The following is a 22,666-nucleotide window of genomic DNA, read 5'->3' as shown; positions in this document are numbered from 1 at the left end:
CCGCTCGGGAACGGCGGGGCATTCGGGTTAGGCGGCTTGCCGAAAGGTTCGAATCCTGTCGGGTGCAGCATTGCCGCAGTTCGCTTGCCGACAACTATTCCTGCTCGAATTGACAGGGCCAATCTTCAGGCCTCGTCAAGCCAGAAGGCAACTCGGTCCGGGCGTCTCCGCAAGCCATGTTGAGCTGCCACTGGGACAGACCCGCCGAATTGGAAAGGTCGACGCCCTCGATATGGGTCAGAAAGAAAAAGGCGTGGTCAAAGTCTATCGACGCGGTGAACGTCGCTCCTCGGAAGTCCGCGCGTGCGAGATTGGCAAACGAGAAGCGGCTGCCGCTGAGATCGGCGCCATGGAACTGCGCACGCCCCAATTCTGCCTTTGTGAAATCAACGTTGGTCAGATTGGCGTCCTGGAAATTCGAGCGCTGCATTTCCGCGCTCGCAAACACAGCGCCCTGCGCGTCCATACGGCTGAAGTCGGTCCTGTAGGCCTCGATTCTGTCGAACCGGGCGCCTTTGGCGGTCGAGTCGGCCAGGGAAGCACGCACAAGCGTTGCCTTCTCAAGATTTGCCGCAAGGAGATTGCTGTTCCTGAGGTCGGTCGAAGTGAAATCAACACCGAACAGGTTCGCCCCGCTCAGGTCCTGTCCTTCCAGGATGAGAAGCTTCTTGTCACACTCGTGCCAATTGACGCCAGGCGTCGCGGCTGCGTGGCAATTGTGAGCAGCAGTGGCGTTCTGCCAAGCAAACACAGTGCAAATCGCCAGAACCAAGCCGGATGCGGCGTAAGCTCTGGTTCGCCTCAAAGTCATGGTTGCTGGACCTCTGCTACTCGCCGACACTCAACCTGACCACATCTGCTGACACTCGAGAGTGCTCCTCGTCTACACCACCGTCAACCCGGGAGCAGAGAACCTGGCGACGGTCGCCGCAGATGCGCAGCGGACGTCAACAATGGGAACCCTGCTCGGGTGCTGACCGCCACCGCCGGCGTCCGCCGCCGACAAGCGTGAATCCGCTTGGGTCCGCACCGATCGGTACTTCCCGACGGCGAGGTTGACCCGGCACGGGGTGCTAGTCGCGTATCCTGATTCCGCTGTCGCTACCCCACGACTTCGCTTAGCGAGGCCGAAGTTGATCTGTGCCATCTACCAGTTCGAAGCATGAACCCCGCATATTTGTGTCGTAAGCTGACGTGCCGCGAATACGGCGTTTTCGGTAGGCGGGCTTTATGGCGGGCGCGCAACCTATTCTTTGATTTTTATCAATGTAAACAATGTCGTATGGCGGAGAGGGAGGGATTCGAACCCCCGATGGGCTTGCACCCATGCCGCATTTCGAGTGCGGTGCATTCGACCACTCTGCCACCTCTCCGCGGTCATGGTCCGCCGTTGCCGGCGCGGCGCACTAGATAACGGCTGGACGGACAGGTTACAAGGGCCAATCTGCCTGATATCAGGCTTCTCTGAGGGCCGTACGGCTCGTTCTTCGATACCTCCGCCGCCTTTGCCAACGGCACCGTCTTGCTTCGGCCGTTTGCCTTGACTCGCGGAGAACCTTCGGCTAGGGACAGCGCGCAATCGGCGTGGAGGGCTCTTCCGCGCCGCTTGCTTTTTGAACCCGCAGACTGACAAAAAGACGGCCGAACCGCTGAAGCGGTTCGTCAAGGCCGACCGAACAGCGAAAGGCAAAAAATGTTCGCAGTCATCAAAACGGGCGGCAAGCAGTATCGCGTCGCCGCCAACGATCTCCTGAAGATCGAAAAAGTCGAAGGCCAGGTCGGCGACATCGTCGAGATCGGCCACGTGCTCGCGCATGGCGAGGGCGAGAATGTCACGTTCGGCGCGCCGTTCGTCGACGGCGCCTTGGTCACCGCCGAAGTCGTCGAGCAGGGCAAGAACCGCACCGTCATCGCTTTCAAGAAGCGCCGCCGGCAGAATTCGCGCCGCAAGATCGGCCATCGCCAGTTGTTGACCACCGTGCGGATCGCCGAGATCCTGCTGGGCGGCGCCAAGCCGACGAAGAAGGCCGCGGCCAAGGCCGAGGCGAAGGCTGAAGCTGCGCCGAAGACCGAAGCGAAGCCAGAGGCTGCGCCGAAGAAGGAAGCCAAGGCAACTGAAACCGCCGCCGCGCCGTTGTTCAAAGCGCCGAAGGGCGAGCCGGACGATCTGACCGTGATCAAGGGCATCGGCCCGGTTGCGGCCGGCCAGTTGAACGAGCAGGGCATCACGACCTTCGCCCAGATCGCCAAGCTGTCGGACAAGGATATCGCCAAGATCGACGAGCATATGCCGTTCAGCGCCGACCAGATCACGGACTGGCGCGAGCAGGCCAAAGATTTGGCGAAGAAGTAAAGCGGGCCGGCGCGATCGTCGCCGGTTCGGACTTGAAACGGAACGCGAACGCGTTCATAAGACCCTTTAAGCGCCTAGCGGCGCATCGGAGTTAGTTAGATGGCACACAAGAAAGCTGGCGGTTCGTCGCGCAATGGTCGCGACTCCCATTCCAAGCGGCTCGGCGTGAAAAAATTCGGCGGCGAAGCCGTGATTCCGGGCAACATCATTATTCGTCAGCGTGGCACGACGTGGCATCCCGGCACCAATGTCGGCATTGGCACGGATCACACGCTGTTTGCGCTCGAAGCCGGCGCAGTCACCTTCAACAAAAAAGCCAATGGCCGAACCTACGTATCGGTGAACCCGATGACCAAAGCCGCGGAGTAGCCGGTTCCGCACGAGAACACCGGCACCCATCTCGGGAACCGGTGTCTGGCCAAGCCAGGAAATGGATCAGGGGAGATGGGTTTCCATCTCCCCTTTTTCTTGCCTGGAGGACTGACATGGTTGCCGAAGCGGATGACACAGACGGTGAAAGTTACGCGATAGATTGTCCGGTCCTGGTGACCGAGCGGCTGGTCCTGCGGGCACCGCGCGAAAGCGACATCGAGCAACTGGTGGCGCTCGCCGACAATCGCCATGTCGCCGAAATGCTGGCCCGCATGCCGCACCCCTATGGCGAGGCCGAGGCACGCGCCTTCCTCGCGATGACGGCATCGCGCCGGGCCGGCATTGCCTATGCCTTGACCCTGGCCGGCACCGAAACCTTCGTCGGATGCGCCGGCCTCAACACCACCGATCGCGGGCTGGAGCTCGGCTATTGGATCGGCGAGCCATACTGGAAGCGCGGCTATGCGACGGAGGCCGCGCATGCGCTGGTCGACCTCGCCTTCCAGAGGACGTCGATCCAGGTGCTGCATGCCTCGACGCGGGTGATCAATCCGGCCTCGCGCCGGGTCATCCACAAATGCGGCTTCCAATATGCCGGCCAGGGCATGCTGAACTCGATCGTCGCCGGCCAGGTGCCGGTCGAGCGCTACCGTCTCGATCGCAAGACCTGGACCAGCCTGCGGAACTGGGTCCATTTCTAGGCATGTCGATCTTCAGGTGAGGCCGGCCTGCGAATGGCGGCTTCCTGCGCTTCCGGTGCTCACGTACCAAAAGTACGCTCCGCTCCGGTTCTCGGAAGCCATCATTCTCGGCGCGGCCTGACCTGAATCTCAACACGCCTAGGCGCGAAGGTTGCGGACCGAATTTGGGTTCAAACCATCTCGACCCAGACAGGCAAGTGGTCCGAACCGACTGCCTGCTGGTCGACCCACAGGCGCTTCAGCGATTTGGCCAGCGAGGCGCTGGTGAAGACATAGTCGATGCGCTTGTGGCGGCTGGCGTCGCCAGGCCGCTTGGGGTCGACCCAGGTGACGAGATCGGCGCCTGCGGCGGCAAGGCGCAGGGCGGCATCGACGGCAAGATCCGCGGTTACCGGCATGCCGAATTCGTGATCCAGGTGGCCGACGAATTCGACATGTTCCGGCGATCCGGCCAGCATGTTGAAGTCGCCCATGACGACGAAGCCTTCGGGACAGGGCAGGTCGGGCAGGCCGACCTCGGCGACACCCGACAGCGCGCCGCCCTCGATCGCATAGTTCAACAGGCGCCGGCGCAGAAACCGGATCTGGCTGGCGCGTTCGACCGGGCTGCGATGGTCGAGATGGGTGGAATAGAAGCGGATAAAACCAAGCGGCGTCTCGATTAGCGCCTCCAGCGCGCCGCGCTGGAAATTCATCACTTCGAAACTGCGGCTGCGCGGCAAGAGGAGATTGCGCGACAGATGAACGGGGGTTTTCGACAGCACCATGTTGCCGAGTTGGAAGGTGGTGGTGATGGCGCGGCCGTTTTCCAGACGCGAGCCCACATTGGCCTCGAAATTGCTGCCGTAGACGGCGAAATATTCGGGCAGCGCCTCGCCAAGCTCGGCCACCATGTCGCGGCCACCATTGTTGGGGTTGTTGCGCGAGACCTCCTGCAGCGCGATCACGTCGGCGCCGCGCACGGTATCGGCGATGCGGCCGACATCGTAGCGTCCGTCAAGACCGACGCCGTAGTGGATGTTGTAGGTTACAAGCTGCATTGCGACTCCGGCGATGTTCAGACTCGGCGATGTTCAGACTCGGACCATGTTCAGACTGGGACCATGTTCAGACTGGGGCCATGTTGATAAACAGCCTCGCCCTTCGCCCCGCCTTGGTTTAGAGCAGTGCCAAACGTTAGAGCAATGCCGCAAGGCCGATAGCAGAAACTCAGCAATACAATGAAATTTCTCGATCAAGCCAAGGTCTATGTCCGCTCCGGCGATGGTGGCGCCGGATCGGTGTCGTTCCGGCGCGAAAAGTTCATCGAATTCGGCGGTCCCGACGGCGGCGACGGCGGCCGCGGCGGCGACGTCTGGGTGGAGGCGGTCGATGGGCTGAACACGCTGATCGATTATCGCTACCAGCAGCATTTCAAGGCCAAGACCGGCACGCACGGCATGGGCCGCAACATGACCGGCGCCAAGGGCGCCGACGTGACGCTGAAAGTGCCGGCGGGAACGCAGGTCTTTGCCGAGGACAACGACACGCTGATCTGCGACCTGACCGTCGTCGGCCAGCGTTTCCTGCTGGCCAAGGGCGGCAATGGCGGCTTCGGCAACCAGCATTTCAAGACCTCGACCAACCAGGCGCCGCGCCGCGCCAATCCGGGTCAGCCAGGCGAAGAGCTCAACATCTGGCTCCGGCTCAAGCTGATCGCCGATGCCGGCCTGGTCGGCCTGCCCAATGCCGGCAAGTCGACTTTCCTCGCCGCTGTCACCGCTGCCAAGCCGAAGATCGCCGACTATCCCTTCACCACGCTGCATCCGGGCCTCGGTGTGGCCCGCATCGACGGGCGCGAGTTCGTCATCGCCGATGTTCCCGGCCTGATCGAAGGCGCGCATGAAGGCGTCGGCATCGGCGACCGTTTCCTCGGACATGTCGAACGCACGCGGGTCCTCCTGCACCTCGTCTCGGCGCAGGAAGAAAATCCGGGGAAGGCCTACAAGACCGTGCGCGCCGAACTCGACGCCTATGGCCATGGGCTGGTCGAGAAGGTCGAGATCGTCGCACTTTCCCAGGTCGACACGCTCGATGCCGACGCGCGCAAGAAGAAGGTCGCTTCGCTGAAACGCGCCGCCGGCCGCGCGCCGATGCTTTTGTCCGCGGTCACCGGCGAAGGCGTCGAAGCCGTTCTGCGCGCACTGATGACGGTCGTCGCCGAGGCGCGCGAAGCTGTCGCCGCTCCGGTCGAGACGCGCTGGAGATAGCGATGGCCGCGCAGTCGCTGAAAAAATACCGGCGCATCACCGTCAAGATCGGCTCGGCGCTGCTTGTCGACCGCACGGCGGGGCTGAAGCGCGACTGGCTGGCCTCGCTTGCCGACGACATTTCAGTGCTGGCCGAGAATGGCGCCGAGATCCTCGTCGTGTCGTCCGGCGCCATCGCGCTTGGCCGCACCATTTTAGGCCTCGGCAAGCGGGCGCTGAAGCTCGAGGAAAGCCAGGCGGCGGCGGCCGTCGGGCAGATTGCGCTGGCCGGCGCCTGGTCGGATGCGCTCGGCAAGGGCGGCCTGAAATCGGGCCAGATCCTGCTGACGCTCGGCGACACCGAAGAGCGCCGCCGTTATCTCAATGCGCGCGCGACGATCTCGACGCTGCTCAAGATGAAGGCGGTGCCGGTCATCAACGAGAACGATACGGTGGCGACCTCCGAAATCCGCTATGGCGACAATGACCGGCTGGCGGCGCGGGTGGCGACGATGATGGGCGCGGACCTTTTGGTGCTGCTCTCCGACATTGACGGGCTCTACACGGCGCCGCCGGCGCGCGACCAGCATGCCAGGTTCGTCGCTGTCGTCGACCGCATCACGCCTGACATCGAGGCGATGGCGGGTGCGGCCGCTTCGGAGTTTTCACGCGGCGGCATGCGCACTAAGCTCGACGCCGGCAAGATCGCCACCGCCGCCGGCACTGCCATGATCATCACATCAGGCACGCGGCTGTCGCCGCTGCTGGCGATCGAGCGTGGCGAGCGGGCGACGTTCTTCCGGCCGAGCGCCAATCCGGTCAAGGGCTACAAGACATGGATCGCCGGGCAGCTCGAACCGGCAGGCCGGCTGACAGTCGATGCCGGCGCCATCGGCGCGCTGCTGTCGGGCAAGTCGCTGCTGCCGGCCGGCGTCAAGCTGGTCAGCGGCAATTTCTCGCGCGGCGACACGGTGGCGATCCTGTCGCCCGAAGGCCGCGAGATCGCGCGCGGACTGGTTGCCTACGATGCCGCCGATGCCGTAAGGATCGCTGGCTTGAAAACAGCCGAGATTGAAACGGTGCTCGGCTATGAAGCGCGATCGGCGATGATCCACCGCGACGACCTTGTGGTGAGCCATTCTAGTGACCAAGTACAGGCCGGCGACCAAGTACAGGCCGCTGACCAAGCGGTCGGTGACGAGGTGAATAGCGGAGGATGAGCCATGCTGAAGCTGCATGAAAAATCCCGGGACGATACGGTGGCGCTGATGGCCGATATCGGCCGCCGCGCCCGCGCTGCCGCCCGACCGCTGGCCGTCGCCACAGCCGAGCGCAAGCACACCGCGTTGATCGGTATGGCGCAGGCGATCCTTCGCCACGAGCAGGATATTCTCGACGCCAACGCCATCGACATCAAAAATGGCGAGCAATCGCGGCTTTCGCCTTCTTTCATGGACCGGCTGAAGCTTGATCCCGGCCGCATCCGTGCCATGGCCGACGGCATCAGCGAAATCGCCGGGCTGCGCGATCCGGTCGGCGATGTCATTGCCGCATGGGACCGGCCGAACGGCCTGCATATCGAGCGCGTGCGCACGCCGCTCGGCGTTGTCGGCGTCATCTACGAAAGCCGGCCGAACGTGACCGCCGATGCCGGCGCGCTGTGCCTCAAGGCCGGCAATCCGGTGATCCTGCGCGGCGGCTCGGATTCGCTCACCTCCTCGGCGGCGATCCATGCCTGCCTGGTCGAAGGGCTGAAAGCGGCCAAGCTGCCGCAGGATGCCATCCAGCTGGTGCCGACCGCCGACCGCGCCGCCGTCGGCGAGATGCTGAAAGGACTTTCCGGCAATATCGACGTCATCATTCCGCGCGGCGGCAAGAACCTGGTCGAACGCGTCCAGAACGAGGCGCGGGTGCCGGTCTTCGCTCATCTCGAGGGCATCTGCCATCTCTACATCGACCGCTCGGCCGATCTCGACATGGCGGCCAGGATCGCGGTCAACGCCAAGATGCGGCGAACCGGCGTCTGCGGCGCGGCCGAGACGCTGCTGGTCGACCGCGCTGTTGCCGCCACTCATCTGGTGCCGATCCTCGGGGCGTTGCGCGCGGCAGGGTGCGAAATCCACGCCGACGCCGAGGTGCTGAAAGTGTTTGCCGACGCCCAGCCTGCAACCGACGCCGACTGGGTGAGCGAATACCTCGATGCCATCATCGCAGTAAAACTGGTCGATGGCGTTGCCGGTGCCATCGAGCACATCGAGACTTTCTCCTCGCACCACACCGAGGCGATCGTCGCCGAGGATGCGGACGCCGTCGAACGGTTCTTCAACGAGATCGATTCGGCGATCCTTCTGCACAATGCCTCGACGCAATTTGCCGATGGCGGCGAATTCGGCATGGGCGCCGAGATCGGCATCGCCACCGGCAAGATGCATGCGCGCGGCCCGGTCGGCGTCGAGCAACTGACCTCGTTCAAGTACCGCGTGCGCGGGACGGGACAGGTGAGGCCTTGAGCTTTTTCGCGGTTAGAGCCTGACAGGCGTGCGCCCAGCCACCCCCTCTGTCCTGCCCGGTGCCTGACACATGCTATCCCCGTCCGAACAACCCGTCCCCTCTCGCTATCTTCATATGCCGCATGCCGAGAAGGGCCTGGCCGTCGGGCTGTTCGGCGGCTCGTTCAACCCTGCCCATGCCGGCCATGCGCTGGTCGCCGAGATCGCGCTCAGGCGCCTGGCGCTCGATCAGTTGTGGTGGATGGTGACGCCGGGCAATCCGCTCAAGAGCGCGCGGGAACTGGCGCCGCTGGCCGAGCGGCTACGCCTGTCCGAGCAGATTGCCCGGAACCCGAAGGTCAAGGTCACCGCCTTCGAGGCGAGCCATTATGTCCGCTTCACCGCCGACACGCTGGCCCTGGTCAAGGCGCGCAACCCGGGCGTCGACTTCGTCTGGATCATGGGCGCCGATTCGCTGCGCGATTTTCATCGCTGGCAGCGCTGGCGCCAGATCGTGATGACGTTTCCGATCGCGGTGATCGATCGCCCTGGCGCGACGTTGTCGTTCCTGTCGTCGGTTGTCGCCAAGACCTTCGACTACGCGCGTGTCGACGAGGGCGACGCGCCGCGGCTCGCCCGCATGAAGGCGCCGGCCTGGACCTTCATTCACGGCCCGCGCTCGTCGCTGTCGTCGACCGCGATCCGCAAGATGGCGCAGGGATAGGATGAGCGCTGGTCTTCCCTTCTCCCCCTGTGGGGCCTGTGGGAAGGGAGTAGGGCAGTAGGGGAGTAGGGGAGTAGGGGAGTATGTTACGCTGCTCGCCGACCCAGCCAATTTTTTCTTTTCCCTACTCCCATACTGCCCTACTCCCCTACTCCCCTCCCACAAGACCGCTGATGTCGCATTTGCGGCTGCCTTTCCTCGGTCCGTGAGCGATCCTGCGCGGGCATGGCGATTCTCGAGCGAAACCAGACCAGACGCGACCCGGCACAGGGCAGCCCGCCGGCCCCGGCGATCGCCATCGCCAGCGTCGTCCTGTCTATGGCGCTGGTAGCGGTCGGCAACGGACTGATGTTCGCCTATATCCCGGTCCGGCTCGGCGCCGAGGGCTTCGATCCGACCTGGGCCGGGCTGATCGTCACCGGCCTCTCGGCCGGCGGCCTGGCAGGCTGCATCCTGACCGGTCCGCTGGTACGACGCGTCGGCCATGCGCGCGCATTCATGGTGCTGTCGGCGTTGATCGTGCTGTCGAACGCCGCCGTCGGGGCCGGACCGCACCCGCTGTCGTGGATCGCGGCACGCGCGCTCTACGGCTTTGCCATATGCGGCCTGTTCATCGTTGCGCAAAGCTGGCTGAACGACGTCATCGCCAACGCCATACGCGGCAGGGTCATGGCCTTCTTCTACGTCGCCTATGTCGCCGGGCTCGGTGTCGGCTACTCCACACTGGCGCTGATCGACATAAGGGCAGCGGACGCGCCGCTGGTCGGCATCGCCTTCACCGCGCTGTCGATCCTCCCCGTCGGGTTGACGCGGCTCGCACAGCCGCCGCCGCCGCAGGCGGCGTCGGTGGCGCTTGGCCGGGCCTGGAGGATTTCGCCGGTCGGCGTCGCCGGCATGCTTGCCGTCGGCGGCCTGTCGATGACGATTTCAGGCTTTGCGCCGATCCATGCCACGGCCAAGGGCTACAGCCAGGCCGATGTGGCACTGCTGCTGTCGGCGATGCCGATCGGCACATTGATCCTGCAGATCCCGCTCGGCTGGATTTCCGACCGCACCGACCGCCGCTTTGTGCTGGTCGCTGCTTCGGCGCTTGCCATGGTGGCGGGCCTGTTCGCGCTGGGCTTCGATGGTGGTGCGCTGGCGGCGCTGGTCGTCATCTATGTGGTCTGGGCCGGCGCGTCGGAATCGATCTATTCGCTGGCCAGCGCACATGCCGCCGACCGCGCCGGCAAGGACGACATGGTGGCGCTGTCCAGTTCACTGCTGTTCGCGTGGTCGCTGTCCGGCTTCATCGTGCCCGGCATCGTGACCGGGCTTTCCGCCGTCTACGGAACCCAGGCCTTCATCCATGTGGCCGTCGTCATTGCCACCGTTTTTTGCCTGTTCGTGCTGTGGCGCGTGGTGGCGATGTCGCCTGTTCCCGCCACCGAGACCGGCAATTTCGCGCCGATGAGCGCGCAGGCACCGCTGCCCGTCGATCTTGCCTTTCCGTCCGAAGAGCAGCGCCGCGCGGATAAATAGCTACTATGCCGGGAATCGATCGTCTCACTGTCTGGTGACGGCTTCCTGCCGCGGTGCTTCCGGTGGTGGCGCGGGTATAGAAATGCCTTCGCTGTCGAAGGCCTGCTTGGCGCGTTTGGTGAGATCGATCTGGGTCGCGAAGAAATCGGCAGCCGAGGTCCAGTAGCGCAAGGTTATGGCGATGTTGCTGTCGCCGACAGTCGCCACAAAGGCAATCGGCGCCGGCTCCCGCCTGACGCGTCGCTCGGTGGCGGCGACGCCCAGCATGGTCTTTTGAGCGAGATCGATATCGTTCCACGAGCCGATGGTCAGGGTGATATCGGCGCGGCGGACGCCGTTGCGTGTAAAATTGCGGACGGGCTGGTTCCACAGCGTCGAATTGGGAGCGAGCACGTAAACGCCTTCGACCGTTCTCAGCGTGGTGGCGAACAGCCCGATTTCCTCGATGGTCCCGGAAATGACCCCGACCTCGACATATTCGCCGATGCGGAATGGCCGCAGCGCCAGCAGCATGATGCCGGCGGCAATGTTCTGCAGCGTGCCCTGCAGCGCCAGGCCGATGGCCAGGCCGATGGCGCCAATGGCGGCAATGATCGAGGTCGTCTGGACGCCGAACTGGCCGAGCACCATGACGACGACGAGGATCAGTATGGCGTAGCGGACGATCCGCGAGAAGAAGTGGCGCAGCGTCGTGTCGAAGCCATGGATATGGCCGAGGCCGGCGTAGATCGAGCGCTGGGCAAGGCCGGCGACGATATAGCCGAGGACCAGCAGGATGACGGCGCCGATGGCCGAGAACGAGTACGAGACGATCAGAGCGCTGAGCTGCGCAAGGCCGGACTGCACGGTGAGGAGAGCGTTCTGAGGGTCGACAGGCATGAGGGGGATCCGATTGGTCAATGCGCCGATAACCCTCGCCAGGCGGCAAGAGTTCCGATTTTTCTTCAACTGCGGAACCGGAAGAACGGTTCTTCGTTGGCTACGGTAGGGTTGCCGTCTTGAAACTGCAACGCAACTCTGCCTATCTAAGGGTGTCACCTGCTTTGAAGGGTGATTTGGTTGTTCTTGCTGCGAAAGGAAATACACTGAGAACAGCACTTTGGAAGAAGGCCGACATCGTGCCTTCGCCGGCCGGGATCAGCGTAAACGACGCCGTGTCCCGCGCCATCAAGACAGTCCTTGCCAGTCTGGAAGACTCCAAGGCCGAAAACATCGTCTCAATCGACATTCAGGGAAAATCGAGCCTCGGTGACTATATGGTCATCGCGTCCGGCCGATCGCACCGTCATGTCTCGGCTGTCGCCGATCATCTCCTCAAGGCGCTCAAGGATGCCGGGCTCGGCACGGCGCGCGTCGAGGGACTGGCCGGCGCCGACTGGGTCCTGATCGATTCGGGCGACATCATCGTCCATGTCTTCCGCCCCGAAGTCCGCGACTTCTACAATCTTGAAAAGATGTGGCAGGCGCCGGACCTCGAGGAAGAGACCCTCCACTGAGCCGCATTTGATTGACGCATGTCGTGTCCCAAAACCGGTGACCACTTTTGGTGACATGCATTAGCGGCTCTTCGAGGCAGGGATGAAAATTACCGTTCATGCCGTGGGCCGGATGAAAGCCGGCCCCGAGAAGCTGCTCGCCGACCGGTATTTCGAGCGCTTCGCCAAGAGCGGACCGACCGTGGGGCTCGAATTCTCAGGGGTCGTCGAGATCCCGGAGGGCCGCGCCCAGACCGCCAACGAGCGTCGCCGCGAAGAGGGCCAGAAACTGCAGGCGCAGTTGCAGCCTGGCACCGCGCTGATGCTGCTCGACGAGCGCGGCAAGAGTTTTTCCTCCGAGGATTTCGCCGGGCGCATCGGGCTGCTGCGTGATAGCGGCCGCAAGGCGCTGGTCATCGCCATCGGCGGCGCCGACGGTCACGACCAGTCGCTGCGCGATCAGGCCGACCTGATGGTGTCGTTCGGCGCGCCGACATGGCCGCACCAACTGGTCCGTGTCATGTTGGGCGAGCAGCTTTACCGGGCGGCCACAATCCTGTCCGGCCATCCCTATCATCGCTCGTGAGCCGTTGCAGGTTCAACCGAAACCGGTGGATTGGCGTGAGCCGCCCGGATTTTCGCCTCAATGCGTCACGAGGCTGTTTTCGGTCGGCGGGCTCTCGAACATGGTTGATTGTTCGTTAACGAAGCCACGCATAGAGTCGGGCTTCAATGGCTGAAGGTTGGAAATCGCGAACGGGCTTTTGGCGCGCAGGCTGCGGCTTGGCAGCGGCGGTGCTTATGCTGTCGCTCGGTGCCGCGCGGGCGCAGAGCAGGCTCGACATGGCGCCCGACCCGGACCAGAGCCGCGCCGAATACGAACGGATATCGCAGGAGATCACACTGTCGTCGGAGCGGCTGGCCAAGCTCGCCGCCGACATGGCGACGGTCAAGAAGGACCATGCCTCGATCACCGCGGCGCTGATCCAGTCGGCGATGACCGAGCAGAAGCTCGGCCAGGACATCGAGGACATCGGTGCCAAGCTGGAAGGGCTGAAGGGCGACGAGCAGAAAATCCGTGCCTCACTGGCTGCCAGACGCGACGTTCTGGCCGAGGTGCTGGCCGCGCTGCAGCGCATGGGGCTCAATCCGCCGCCGGCCATCCTGGTCAAGCCGGAGGACGCGCTGTCGTCGGTGCGCAGCGCCATCCTGCTCGGCGCCGTAGTGCCGGAACTGCGCCAGCAGACCGAGATATTGCTGGCGGAACTCAAGGAGCAGTCACGGGTGACGGCCTCGATCGAGGCGGAGCGGGCGCGGCTGACGGCGGCAGTCGCCGAGCAGACGGCGGAAAAGAAGCGGCTCGGCATGCTGCTCGAAGCCAAGCAGAAGCTCGAGGCCGAGACGCAAACGGCCCTGGCGGCGGAAAAGCAGCGATCCGCAGCACTGGCGGCCAAGGCCGGCAGCCTGAAGGAACTGATCGCCTCGCTCGAGGCCGACAAGGCCCGCAAGGCTGCGGACGCGGCGAAGGCAGCCGAGCAGAAGGCCGCCGAACAGAAAGCCGCGGAGCAGAAGGCAGCGGGCGCCGACAAGGCACCGGCGCAGACGGCTCCGGCACAGAAGGCCCCGGAACAGACGGAACTGGCGGCCCTGCCTGTGCCGGAAGCCAACCGGCTCACCGCCGCGGCGCCGTTTTCGGCGCTTCAGGGGCAGATCGCGTTGCCGGTCACCGGCAAGATCAAACGGCGGTTCGGGGCCAGCGACGGTAACGGCGCAGTGATGCTCGGTGACATGGTTGCGACACAATCGGGAGCCATCGTCACCGCGCCGGCGGACGGAAATGTGCTTTATGCGGGACCTTTTCGCTCTTATGGTCAACTCTTGATCCTGAACGCAGGAGACGGCTATCATGTCGTTCTCGCGGGGATGAGTAGAATCAGCGTCGCGTCTGGCCAGTCGGTGCTCGCAGGAGAGCCGGTCGGTGCGATGGGAGAGGCCCGGGTGGCGAGCACCTCGGCATCGAAGAATGGAAATGCCACGCCGGAACTCTATGTTGAGTTCCGCAAGGATGGAAAACCCGTCGATCCGACCCCATGGTGGGCGGACCGTTTGTCTGGAAGGACGTGAGATGATGCGGAAACTGTCGCTTCTGTTTGCCGGTGCGCTGATGGGCGCATCAGCGATGAGCCTGGTCTATGGCGCGCCCGGCTCGACGGCGAACGCTGCGGGCTCCGAGACCTATAAGCAACTGGCGATCTTCGGTGATATTTTCGAGCGGGTGCGGGCGCAATATGTGACGCCGCCCGACGACAAGTCGCTGGTCGAAAACGCCATCAACGGCATGCTTACCTCGCTCGACCCGCACTCCTCCTATATGAACGCCGAAGAGGCGCAGGACATGCGCGTGCAGACCAAGGGCGAGTTCGGCGGTCTCGGCATCGAGGTCACCATGGAGAACGACCTGGTCAAGGTGATCACGCCGATCGACGATACGCCGGCTGCCAAGGCGGGCGTGCTTGCCGGCGACTATATTGCCAAGATCGACGGCGAGGAGGTTCGCGGCCTGAGCCTCAACGATGCGGTCGAGAAGATGCGCGGGCTGGTCAACACGCCGATCAAGCTCACCATCCTGCGCCAGGGCGCCGACAAGCCGATCGAACTGACGGTGGTGCGCGATATCATCAAGGTCAAGGCGGTCAAGTTCCGGGTCGAGAACGACATCGGCTACATCAAGATCACCTCCTTCACCGAAAAGACCCATGATGATCTCGAGAGCGCCATCGATACCATCGAGAAGCAGGTGCCGAAGGAAAAGCTCAAGGGCTACGTGCTCGATCTGCGCCTCAATCCGGGCGGGCTGCTCGATCAGGCGGTGAGCGTGTCCGACGCCTTCCTCAACCGTGGCGAGATCGTCTCGACGCGCGGCCGCGATCCGAAGGACGTCACCCGCTTCGATGCGCGGCCGGGCGACGATATCGACGGCAAGCCGCTGGTCGTGCTCGTCAATGGCGGCTCGGCCAGTGCGTCCGAAATCGTCGCCGGCGCGCTGCAGGATTTGCGCCGTGCCACGGTCGTCGGCACGCAGTCGTTCGGCAAGGGTTCGGTGCAGACCATCGTTCCGCTCGGCGAGAACGGCGCGCTGCGCCTGACGACGGCGCTCTATTACACGCCGTCCGGCAAGTCGATCCAGGGCAAGGGCATCACGCCCGACATCAAGGTCGACCAGCCGTTGCCGCCGGACCTGCAAGGCAGGGATCTGACGCGCGGCGAGTCGGACCTCAAGGGCCACATCAAGGGCAGCGAGGAGGGCGATGCCGGTTCAGGCTCGGCAGCCTACGTGCCGCCGGAGCCGAAGGACGATCTGCAGCTCATCTTCGCCCAGCAGTTGCTGCGCGGCGAGAAGACCGATCCGGCGTTCCCGCCGAATCCGGACAAGGCTGTGCTGAACCAGTAGGGGCCGTGCTGAACCAGTAAAAGTCGATCAGCCGGACAACAGGTCTGGCTGCCTGATCGAAGCGATGTAATGCTGCCGGGGCCGCAAGGCCTCGGCAGTTTGATTCGGGGGAACCGCGGCTGGGGATGCGGCTTGGCTGACATCGGTAGTGACATCGAACGCCCACTCGGGCAGGCCGTCCGGCCGCCGCGCGCGGCCCGCAGGATCAGCGCTGGCGTGGTCGCGGCCACTGTCGTGGTGCTGGCCGTGATCGGCGTCTCCGGGGCGATTGCGCTGCGTGAAAGGCCGTTTCGAAAGCCGGAAGAAGTCGCCGTTTCGACGCCGAAGGCGACAGCCGTGGTCGAACCCGCAGCGCCGGTCACTGAGCCGGCGCCGAAGGCCGAAGCAGCGTCCAAGGCGAGCACATCCAAGACAGGCGGATCGAAGACGGGCGGGCCGCAGATCATCCACATGCAGACCGAAGCGGGCGACGGTCCGCCCGGGGCCATCGTCATCCACGACCCTTCGACGACCGGCCAGAACCTGAGGATCGCGCATATTCCCGACAGGGCGCTGGTCGAGTCTGGCGAAACCGGTCCATTGCCGGTTCGTGCTGCCGACGGCAGGCGGCCGTTCGATGTCTATGCGCGACCATGGTCCGGCGCGCGCGGTGCGCGCGTGGCGATCGTCATCGGCGGGCTTGCCGTGTCACAGACCGGCACGCAGGCTGCCATCGCCAAGCTGCCGGCCGAAGTGACGCTGGGCTTCGCGCCGCAGGGCAACAGCATCGGCCGCTGGATGCAGGCGGCGCGGCAGAGCGGCCATGAGATCGTCATGCAGGTGCCGCTCGAACCGTTCGATTATCCGAATGTCAATCCCGGCCGCAACACGCTGACGGTCGTGGCGACACCCGACGAGAATTTGGAGAATTTGCGCTGGGCGCTGTCGCGGACGACCAATTACACCGGCGTCATGAACTATATGGGCGCGCGTTTTTCGGCCGATGCGGCGGCGATGGGGCCACTGATGGCCGAGCTTGGCAGGCGCGGCCTGGCCTATGTCGACGACGGTTCGTCGGCACGCAGCCTGGCGCCCGAACTGGCGTTGAAGAACGGTGTGCCGTTCGCCGCCGGCGACACGTCGATCGACGCCGTGCGTGACCGCGGCGCCATATTGAAGAAGCTGGACGAACTGGAAGCAACCGCGCGGGCGAAAGGCTTTGCTGTCGGCATCGGCTCGGCCTTCGACCTGACGGTCGACACCGTGTCGTCCTGGGTGATCGAGGCCAAGAAGCGCGGCATCGAGATCGTGCCGATTTCGGCAGTGGCGGTGGATCCGGAAAAAGGTTGAGCATGGCGAAGAAAAAACCGGTCGACCCCGAGACGCTGCCCTATCGTCGCTGCGTCGGAGCGATGGTCCTCAACCGAGACGGGCTGGTCTGGGTCGGGCATCGCATTGCCGAGCCGGACAGCGAATTCGCCGGCACGACGCAGCTCTGGCAGATGCCGCAGGGCGGCATCGACAAGGGCGAAGAGCCGCTGCAGGCGGCACAGCGGGAACTCTACGAAGAAACCGGCATGCGCAGCGTCTCGTTGCTGGATGAGGCGCCGAACTGGATATTTTACGACCTGCCGGCCCATCTGGTCGGCGTCGCCTTCAAGGGAAAGTATCGTGGCCAGACGCAAAAATGGTTCGCCTTCCGCTTTCACGGCGATTTGAGCGAGATTGAGATCAATCCGCCGCCGGGCGGCCACACCGCCGAGTTCGACAGATGGGCCTGGCGGCCAATGGAGGAATTGCCCGACCTGATCGTTCCGTTCAAGCGTCAGGTCTATGAGGACGTGGTTGCGGCATTCCGACATCTGGTTGCGTAGGCCTGGCGCAAGCCGCGCTCGCGCCGACCACGGTTGCCGCGTCGGCGCGGTGGCCTTATTGATGGCCAATCCGCTGCAGACGGGATTGGCATGAACGGCATTTCCAAAAAATCTCTTTCTGAAAGGGTCGCCGTCAAAGCCGCGCCGATCAGCGAAGCGGCGGCCGGCGCCATATTGACCGTCGATCTCAGCGCCATCCGCGAAAATTACCGGCGGCTCAAGGCGCGGTTGGGCGGTGTCGGCTGCGCCGGTGTCGTCAAGGCCGACGGCTACGGGCTCGGCGGGCCGCAGGTGGCCGCGGCGCTGGCGGCCGAAGGCTGCGCTGTTTTTTTCGTCGCGCATCTGGCCGAGGGTGCCTTGCTGCGCCAGGCGCTCGGCGCACGGGCGGCGATCCATGTGCTGAACGGCATTCAGCCGGGCGCCGAAAGCGAAGCCGTCGCAGCGGGACTGGGCGTGGTCATCAACAGCGCCGGCCAGCTCGCCGCCTGGCGCGCGGCGGCGCAGCGGGCCGGCCACAAGCTCAAGGCTGCAATCCAGGTCGACAGCGGCATGTCGCGGCTCGGCATGGCGGCAGCCGAGGTGGAGGCCGTCGCTGCCGACCCGCAGGCTTTCGACGGTATCGACGTCACCTTGGTAATGAGCCATCTCGCTCGCGCCGACGAGCCCGAACATCCGGCCAACGAGCAGCAGCGGCTGGAATTCGAGCGGTTGCGCAAGGTGCTGCCAAAGGCGCCGGCCTCGCTCGCCAATTCCTCCGGCATCTTTCTTGGGCAGTCCTTTCACTACGACCTCGCCCGGCCCGGTGCGGCGCTCTACGGCATCAATCCGACGCCAGCGGTGGAAAATCCGATGCTGCCAGTGGTGCGGCTTCAAGCAAAAATCATCCAGACGCGCAGCCTCGAGAGGGGAGCCGGCGTCGGCTATGGCCATATTTTTCACGTCACCGATTCGCTGATCGCCGCAACGATCTCGCTTGGCTATGCCGACGGCTGGCATCGACGTGCGGCCTCGGCCGCCTGGTTCGAAAATGTGCGCTTGCCGTTCCTGGGCCGTGTGTCGATGGATTCGATCGTCCTCGACATTTCGGCCCTGCCGCCCGGCAGGCTGAAGGCGGGCGACCTCGTCGAACTGATCGGCCCGTCGCAGACGGTCGACCAGGCGGCCAGCCATGCCGGCACCATCGGCTATGAAATCCTGACCAGCCTCGGACACCGCTTTCACCGGCGCTATGTGAATGGATAGCGCGCGGGCTTTTTTAGGCATGTGTCGTCGTCCCAAAACCTCCTGCCTACTTTTGGGCGACATGCTTGGGCACTTGGCGGACGCGGTAAAATCCGGCAGACAGAAAGCCACGATGCGCCCGCTGACAAGACATCGTTCTGGAGAGCTATGCGATGAAGATCTTCGTGCTGGGCGGCGGCGTCATCGGGGTCACCACTGCTTATTACCTGGCCGAGGCCGGCCATGAAGTGACGGTGATCGACCGCCAGAAGGGCCCGGCGCTGGAAACCAGCTTTGCCAATGCCGGCGAGATCTCGCCAGGCTACGCCTCGCCCTGGGCCGGTCCCGGCGTCCCGCTGAAGGCGATCAAATGGCTGCTGATGAAACATGGGCCTCTGGTGGTGCGGCCGACTCTCGATCCACGTATGTGGGTATGGCTGGTCAGGATGCTGCGCAACTGCACGGCCGAGCGCTATGCAGTCAACAAGGCGCGCATGGTGCCTTTGGCCGAATACAGCCGCGACACGCTGAAAGTGCTGCGCGAGGCGACCGGCATCGCCTATGACGAGCGCAGCAAGGGAACGCTGCAGCTTTTTCGCACGCAACAGCAGCTCGATGGCACAGCCGGCGATGTCGAGGTGCTGAAGACATATGGCGTTCCCTACGAGATCCTTGATCCCGACGGCTGCATCGCGGCCGAGCCGGGCTTGGCAGGGATCCGTGAAAAGTTCGTCGGCGGCCTGCGGCTGCCGGGCGACGAGACCGGTGACTGCAAGATGTTCACTGACCGTCTGGCCGAGCTCTGCGCAGCGCGCGGCGTCACCTTCGAATACGACACGTCGATCAGGCGCATCGTGCGCAAGCGCAACCAGATCGCCAACATCAATACGAGCAAGGGATGGAAGGCCGCCGACGCCTATGTGATGGCGATGGGCAGCTATTCGGCCAAATTCATGCGCTATCTGAAACGACCTATCCCGGTCTATCCGGTCAAAGGTTATTCTATCACCGTGCCGATCAAGGATGCTGCCGCAGCACCGGTGTCGACGGTGATGGACGAGACCTACAAGGTGGCGATCACCAGGCTCGGCGATCGCATCCGGGTCGGTGGCACCGCGGAGATTTCCGGCTTCGACCTGACGCTGCATGAATCGCGGCGGCGCACGCTCGAACATTCGCTCGGCGACCTTTTTCCAGGCAGCGGCGACATGCGGTCGGCGACCTTCTGGTGCGGGTTGCGGCCGATGACGCCGGACGGGCCGCCGCTGATCGGCCGCACCGAGTTTTCCAACCTCTATCTCAACACCGGCCACGGTACGCTCGGCTGGACCATGGCCTGCGGCTCGGCCAAGGTCCTGGCCGACATCATTTCCAGCCGGGTGCCGGACATCGATGTCCGCGATCTCGGACCGGAGCGATACCACCGGTAGGATCGGAAGGGTCCTTCACGCATTTAAGCGGGGTGAGAAACTTGCCGCGTGACTCGGGATCAGGCTCCAACACACCTCGCCGCGTCAGAGAAAATATCGTCAGACGAACAGGCTTCGCTCCCGTTCCACCGCCTTGGTGATGAAGCTCGCGACGATCTGGACGCGGCGCAGCGGCCTGACCGATTCGTGATAGACCAGCCAGTAGGCGCGGCGGATGGGCGCGACGATGTCGACGGCCACCAGTTCCGGCATCGAGTGGGCGACGAAGGTGTGCAGGATGCCGATGCCGGCGCCGGAGCGCACCGCTTCGGCCTGGCCGAGCGCCGAGGAGATGGCGAAGCTCGTGCGCCAGTCGGCGCTGAACTCGGCCGCATAGTCGAGCGAGGGGCTGACGATGAGGTCCGGCACATAGCCGATCAGCGTGTGCCGGCCGAGCTCGGCCGGCGTCTGCGGCAGGCCATGCGCGTCGGCATAGGCGCGGGACGCGAACAGGCCGAGCGTGTAATCGACCAGCTTTCCCGCCACCAGCCTGCCTTCCGTCGGTCGCTCCACGGTGATGGCGATGTCGGCTTCGCGCCTGGACAACGAGAAGGAACGCGGCACCGGCACCAGCTGGATGGTGAGTTCACGGTGAAGCGTCGTCAGCGCGCCGAGGCGTTTGGCCAGGAAGGCGACGCCGAAACCATCAGGCGCGCCGATGCGCACGGTGCCGGAGACGTCGTCACCTTCGCCCGCCACGGTCGCGCGGGCGGCAATCATGTCGCCTTCCATGCGCTCGGCGATGTCGAGGAAACGCTCGCCCGCCGGCGTCAGCTCGCTGCCGGTGGTCAGCCGGCGAAAGAGTTTTGTGCGCAGCGCATCCTCGAGCGCGGCGACGCGGCGCGAGACAGTGGCGTGGTTCAGCTCCAGCCGCTTGGCCGCGCCGAGGATCTGGCCGGCACGCGCCACCGCCAGAAAGATGCGGACGTCATCCCAGTTCATGAGGAGGGTCCGGATGACAATCGTCGACGTTGCGTTCCGTGGCACGGGGCGCGAAGGAACTCAATTTCTCAATCCTTGCCGCTAGGACCTGCACCCTATCATTTGCGGCAATTGATGCACAGGCGTCGCTCGCACTCTATTTACCGCACAACGGTTGCGTGTTCGCTCGCGTTGCCATCGGCGGCGCAAAGGCGGACAATGCCGCATCACAAATACAGGGAGAGAAAACCATGATCGACTACGGTCATTTCATCGGCGGCAAGCGTGTCGCCGGGACCAGCGGCCGCAAGCAGGACGTCATGCAGCCGATGGACGGCACGGTGCGCGGCACCGTGGCGCTGGCTTCGCAGGCGGAGCTGCGCGCAGCCGTGGAGAACGCCAAGGCGGCGCAGCCCGGCTGGGCGGCGACCAATCCGCAGCGGCGCGTGCGCGTCCTGATGAAATTCCTCGAATTGGTCGCCCGGGAATACGATGCGCTGGCCGACATTCTGGCGCGCGAGCACGGCAAGACCATCGCTGACGCCAAGGGCGACATCCAGCGCGGCCTGGAAGTGGTCGAGGTCTGCATCGGCGCGCCGCACATGATGAAGGGCGAGTTCACCGACGGCGCCGGCCCCGGCATCGACGTCTATTCGATGCGCCAGCCGCTCGGCGTCGTTGCCGGCATCACGCCGTTCAATTTTCCGGCGATGATCCCGTTGTGGAAGATCGCGCCGGCTATCGCTTGCGGCAACGCCTTCATCCTGAAGCCTTCGGAGCGCGACCCGGGCGTGCCGATGCGCATCGCCGAGCTGTTCATCGAGGCCGGCCTGCCAGCGGGCATTCTCAACGTCGTCAACGGCGACAAGGAGGCGGTCGACGCCATCCTCGATGATCCCGATATCAAGGCCATCGGCTTCGTCGGCTCGACGCCGATCGCCCAGTACATCTATTCGCGCGGCTGCGCGGCCGGCAAGCGCGTGCAGTGCTTCGGCGGCGCCAAGAACCACATGATCATCATGCCCGACGCCGACATGGACCAGACCGTCGACGCGCTGATCGGCGCCGGCTACGGCTCTGCCGGCGAGCGCTGCATGGCGATCTCGGTGGCTGTCCCGGTCGGCAACGATACCGCCAATCGGCTGATGGAAAAGCTGGTGCCGCGCGTCGAAAGCCTGAAGGTCGGCCCGTCGACGGATTCGTCTGCCGATTTCGGCCCGCTGGTGACGGCGCAGGCGCTGGAACGGGTCAAGGGATATGTCGACATCGGCGTCAGGGAAGGCGCCAAGCTGGTCGTCGACGGGCGCGGCTTTTCCATGCAGGGCTATGAGAACGGCTACTATATGGGCGGCTGCCTGTTCGACAACGTGACCGCCGATATGCGCATCTACAAGGAAGAGATTTTTGGGCCGGTGCTCTCGGTAGTGCGTGCGCCGACCTACGAGAACGCGATCAAGCTCGCCAACGATCACGAAATGGGCAACGGCGTCGCCATCTTCACCCGCGACGGCGATGCCGCCCGCGATTTCGCCTCGAGGGTCCAGGTCGGCATGGTCGGTATCAACGTGCCGATCCCGGTGCCGATCGCCTACTATACGTTCGGCGGCTGGAAAGCGTCTTCCTTCGGCGACCTCAACCAGCACGGACCGGACGCATTCCGGTTCTACACCAAGACCAAGACGGTGACCTCGCGCTGGCCGTCCGGCGTGAAGGACGGCGCCGAATTCGTCATCCCGACGATGAATTAGCCGGACGGTTGCTTGTCCTGCGCGTCCTCGCCTTCGGCTGCGGGCGCGCGGGCAGGCGTGAAAGACGGCGCCGAATTCGTCATCCCGACGATGAATTAGCCGGACGGTTGCTTGTCCTGCGCGTCCTCGCCTTCGGCTGC

At 64.3% G+C, this 22,666-nt stretch carries 21 protein-coding genes and 1 tRNA gene; 17 read left to right on the top strand and 5 right to left on the bottom strand.

Annotated features, from left to right (window positions below):
- Nucleotides 1–94: 94 nt before the first annotated feature.
- Together AC0L2B_RS25080 and AC0L2B_RS25075 are read right to left on the bottom strand one after the other, a co-directional pair.
- Entirely contained in the window at nt 95–811 is a 717-nt protein-coding gene (locus AC0L2B_RS25080; RefSeq protein ID WP_473513354.1) for a pentapeptide repeat-containing protein, read from the bottom strand.
- 472 nt (nt 812–1,283) lie between these two features.
- Nucleotides 1,284–1,373, bottom strand: a tRNA-Ser gene (locus tag AC0L2B_RS25075).
- Nucleotides 1,374–1,693: 320 nt separating this feature from the next.
- Between AC0L2B_RS25075 and AC0L2B_RS25070 the strand changes: the two genes are divergently transcribed.
- The 3 genes from AC0L2B_RS25070 (at nt 1,694) to AC0L2B_RS25060 (ending at nt 3,426) form a co-directional block, all read left to right on the top strand.
- On the top strand, nt 1,694–2,353 hold the full coding sequence (locus AC0L2B_RS25070; RefSeq protein WP_473586124.1) for a 50S ribosomal protein L21: 660 nt from the start codon (nt 1,694–1,696) through the stop codon (nt 2,351–2,353).
- 99 nt (nt 2,354–2,452) lie between these two features.
- Nucleotides 2,453–2,722, top strand: a complete 270-nt coding sequence (rpmA, locus tag AC0L2B_RS25065) for a 50S ribosomal protein L27 (protein WP_023678077.1) — start codon at nt 2,453–2,455, stop codon at nt 2,720–2,722.
- A gap of 116 nt (nt 2,723–2,838) precedes the next feature.
- The gene (locus AC0L2B_RS25060) at nt 2,839–3,426 is read left to right on the top strand and encodes a GNAT family N-acetyltransferase (RefSeq protein WP_128173597.1); all 588 of its coding nucleotides are present in this window, start codon (nt 2,839–2,841) and stop codon (nt 3,424–3,426) included.
- A 170-nt stretch (nt 3,427–3,596) separates the two neighbouring features.
- Here AC0L2B_RS25060 and AC0L2B_RS25055 read toward each other — a convergent pair whose 3' ends face one another.
- On the bottom strand, nt 3,597–4,466 hold the full coding sequence (locus AC0L2B_RS25055) for an endonuclease/exonuclease/phosphatase family protein (RefSeq protein ID WP_473747199.1): 870 nt from the start codon (nt 4,464–4,466) through the stop codon (nt 3,597–3,599).
- 180 nt (nt 4,467–4,646) lie between these two features.
- Here AC0L2B_RS25055 and obgE point away from each other — a divergent pair, with 180 nt between their 5' ends.
- From obgE to AC0L2B_RS25030, 5 genes are all read left to right on the top strand, one after another.
- Entirely contained in the window at nt 4,647–5,675 is a 1,029-nt protein-coding gene (gene obgE / locus AC0L2B_RS25050) for a GTPase ObgE (protein ID WP_128168566.1), read from the top strand.
- Between the two features lie 2 nt (nt 5,676–5,677).
- On the top strand, nt 5,678–6,874 hold the full coding sequence (proB, locus tag AC0L2B_RS25045) for a glutamate 5-kinase (protein WP_128245913.1): 1,197 nt from the start codon (nt 5,678–5,680) through the stop codon (nt 6,872–6,874).
- A gap of 3 nt (nt 6,875–6,877) precedes the next feature.
- Nucleotides 6,878–8,164, top strand: a complete 1,287-nt coding sequence (locus AC0L2B_RS25040) for a glutamate-5-semialdehyde dehydrogenase (RefSeq protein WP_473747198.1) — start codon at nt 6,878–6,880, stop codon at nt 8,162–8,164.
- A 115-nt stretch (nt 8,165–8,279) separates the two neighbouring features.
- Nucleotides 8,280–8,867 carry a nicotinate-nucleotide adenylyltransferase gene (locus tag AC0L2B_RS25035; RefSeq protein WP_027152843.1) on the top strand — a complete coding sequence of 196 codons (588 nt, stop codon included), beginning with the start codon at nt 8,280–8,282 and terminating at the stop codon, nt 8,865–8,867.
- 225 nt (nt 8,868–9,092) lie between these two features.
- Nucleotides 9,093–10,388, top strand: coding sequence for an MFS transporter (locus AC0L2B_RS25030; RefSeq protein WP_128246131.1), 1,296 nt, complete (start codon nt 9,093–9,095; stop codon nt 10,386–10,388).
- Between the two features lie 24 nt (nt 10,389–10,412).
- On the opposite strand, the gene AC0L2B_RS25025 is transcribed toward AC0L2B_RS25030, so the two are convergent.
- A complete protein-coding gene (locus tag AC0L2B_RS25025) occupies nt 10,413–11,267 on the bottom strand; it encodes a mechanosensitive ion channel family protein (protein WP_473747197.1) in 855 nt (284 codons plus the stop codon).
- 239 nt (nt 11,268–11,506) lie between these two features.
- Here AC0L2B_RS25025 and rsfS point away from each other — a divergent pair, with 239 nt between their 5' ends.
- From rsfS to AC0L2B_RS24985, 8 genes are all read left to right on the top strand, one after another.
- Nucleotides 11,507–11,884 carry a ribosome silencing factor gene (gene rsfS / locus AC0L2B_RS25020; RefSeq protein ID WP_023800052.1) on the top strand — a complete coding sequence of 126 codons (378 nt, stop codon included), beginning with the start codon at nt 11,507–11,509 and terminating at the stop codon, nt 11,882–11,884.
- Between the two features lie 82 nt (nt 11,885–11,966).
- Nucleotides 11,967–12,449 (top strand): 23S rRNA (pseudouridine(1915)-N(3))-methyltransferase RlmH, encoded by a 483-nt coding sequence (rlmH, locus tag AC0L2B_RS25015; protein WP_473586130.1) that lies wholly within the window; start codon nt 11,967–11,969, stop codon nt 12,447–12,449.
- Between the two features lie 146 nt (nt 12,450–12,595).
- A complete protein-coding gene (locus tag AC0L2B_RS25010; protein ID WP_473747196.1) occupies nt 12,596–13,987 on the top strand; it encodes a murein hydrolase activator EnvC family protein in 1,392 nt (463 codons plus the stop codon).
- Nucleotide 13,988: 1 nt separating this feature from the next.
- Complete coding sequence (locus tag AC0L2B_RS25005) at nt 13,989–15,314, top strand: S41 family peptidase (RefSeq protein WP_473513284.1); 1,326 nt, start codon at nt 13,989–13,991, stop codon at nt 15,312–15,314.
- 132 nt (nt 15,315–15,446) lie between these two features.
- Nucleotides 15,447–16,643, top strand: a complete 1,197-nt coding sequence (locus AC0L2B_RS25000; RefSeq protein ID WP_473747195.1) for a divergent polysaccharide deacetylase family protein — start codon at nt 15,447–15,449, stop codon at nt 16,641–16,643.
- Between the two features lie 2 nt (nt 16,644–16,645).
- Complete coding sequence (locus AC0L2B_RS24995; protein ID WP_473747194.1) at nt 16,646–17,167, top strand: RNA pyrophosphohydrolase; 522 nt, start codon at nt 16,646–16,648, stop codon at nt 17,165–17,167.
- Nucleotides 17,168–17,257: 90 nt separating this feature from the next.
- Nucleotides 17,258–18,409, top strand: a complete 1,152-nt coding sequence (gene alr, locus AC0L2B_RS24990) for an alanine racemase (RefSeq protein ID WP_473747193.1) — start codon at nt 17,258–17,260, stop codon at nt 18,407–18,409.
- 152 nt (nt 18,410–18,561) lie between these two features.
- Nucleotides 18,562–19,818, top strand: coding sequence for a D-amino acid dehydrogenase (locus tag AC0L2B_RS24985; protein WP_473492146.1), 1,257 nt, complete (start codon nt 18,562–18,564; stop codon nt 19,816–19,818).
- Between the two features lie 99 nt (nt 19,819–19,917).
- Here the strand turns inward: AC0L2B_RS24985 and AC0L2B_RS24980 are convergent, their stop codons facing one another.
- On the bottom strand, nt 19,918–20,799 hold the full coding sequence (locus AC0L2B_RS24980; protein WP_473747192.1) for a LysR family transcriptional regulator: 882 nt from the start codon (nt 20,797–20,799) through the stop codon (nt 19,918–19,920).
- Nucleotides 20,800–21,029: 230 nt separating this feature from the next.
- Between AC0L2B_RS24980 and AC0L2B_RS24975 the strand changes: the two genes are divergently transcribed.
- The gene (locus AC0L2B_RS24975) at nt 21,030–22,526 is read left to right on the top strand and encodes a CoA-acylating methylmalonate-semialdehyde dehydrogenase (protein WP_091600217.1); all 1,497 of its coding nucleotides are present in this window, start codon (nt 21,030–21,032) and stop codon (nt 22,524–22,526) included.
- The last annotated feature ends 140 nt before the right edge of the window (nt 22,527–22,666 follow it).

This window comes from Mesorhizobium sp. WSM4815 (assembly GCF_055811575.1).
Note: the sequence above shows the minus strand (reverse complement) of the source record. Positions and strands in the feature narration are given on the sequence as shown.

Coding starts and splice junctions, on each gene's coding strand:
- AC0L2B_RS25025 (WP_473747197.1), bottom strand. CDS start 11,267: ATGCCTGTCGACCCTCAGAACGCTCTCCTCACCGTGCAGTCCGGCCTT.
- AC0L2B_RS24995 (WP_473747194.1), top strand. CDS start 16,646: ATGGCGAAGAAAAAACCGGTCGACCCCGAGACGCTGCCCTATCGTCGC.
- rpmA (WP_023678077.1), top strand. CDS start 2,453: ATGGCACACAAGAAAGCTGGCGGTTCGTCGCGCAATGGTCGCGACTCC.
- AC0L2B_RS24975 (WP_091600217.1), top strand. CDS start 21,030: ATGATCGACTACGGTCATTTCATCGGCGGCAAGCGTGTCGCCGGGACC.
- rlmH (WP_473586130.1), top strand. CDS start 11,967: ATGAAAATTACCGTTCATGCCGTGGGCCGGATGAAAGCCGGCCCCGAG.
- proB (WP_128245913.1), top strand. CDS start 5,678: ATGGCCGCGCAGTCGCTGAAAAAATACCGGCGCATCACCGTCAAGATC.
- AC0L2B_RS25035 (WP_027152843.1), top strand. CDS start 8,280: ATGCCGCATGCCGAGAAGGGCCTGGCCGTCGGGCTGTTCGGCGGCTCG.
- AC0L2B_RS25005 (WP_473513284.1), top strand. CDS start 13,989: ATGATGCGGAAACTGTCGCTTCTGTTTGCCGGTGCGCTGATGGGCGCA.
- AC0L2B_RS24980 (WP_473747192.1), bottom strand. CDS start 20,799: ATGAACTGGGATGACGTCCGCATCTTTCTGGCGGTGGCGCGTGCCGGC.
- obgE (WP_128168566.1), top strand. CDS start 4,647: ATGAAATTTCTCGATCAAGCCAAGGTCTATGTCCGCTCCGGCGATGGT.
- AC0L2B_RS25040 (WP_473747198.1), top strand. CDS start 6,878: ATGCTGAAGCTGCATGAAAAATCCCGGGACGATACGGTGGCGCTGATG.
- AC0L2B_RS25030 (WP_128246131.1), top strand. CDS start 9,093: ATGGCGATTCTCGAGCGAAACCAGACCAGACGCGACCCGGCACAGGGC.
- AC0L2B_RS25010 (WP_473747196.1), top strand. CDS start 12,596: ATGGCTGAAGGTTGGAAATCGCGAACGGGCTTTTGGCGCGCAGGCTGC.
- AC0L2B_RS24985 (WP_473492146.1), top strand. CDS start 18,562: ATGAAGATCTTCGTGCTGGGCGGCGGCGTCATCGGGGTCACCACTGCT.
- AC0L2B_RS25070 (WP_473586124.1), top strand. CDS start 1,694: ATGTTCGCAGTCATCAAAACGGGCGGCAAGCAGTATCGCGTCGCCGCC.
- alr (WP_473747193.1), top strand. CDS start 17,258: ATGAACGGCATTTCCAAAAAATCTCTTTCTGAAAGGGTCGCCGTCAAA.
- AC0L2B_RS25055 (WP_473747199.1), bottom strand. CDS start 4,466: ATGCAGCTTGTAACCTACAACATCCACTACGGCGTCGGTCTTGACGGA.
- AC0L2B_RS25080 (WP_473513354.1), bottom strand. CDS start 811: ATGACTTTGAGGCGAACCAGAGCTTACGCCGCATCCGGCTTGGTTCTG.
- AC0L2B_RS25060 (WP_128173597.1), top strand. CDS start 2,839: ATGGTTGCCGAAGCGGATGACACAGACGGTGAAAGTTACGCGATAGAT.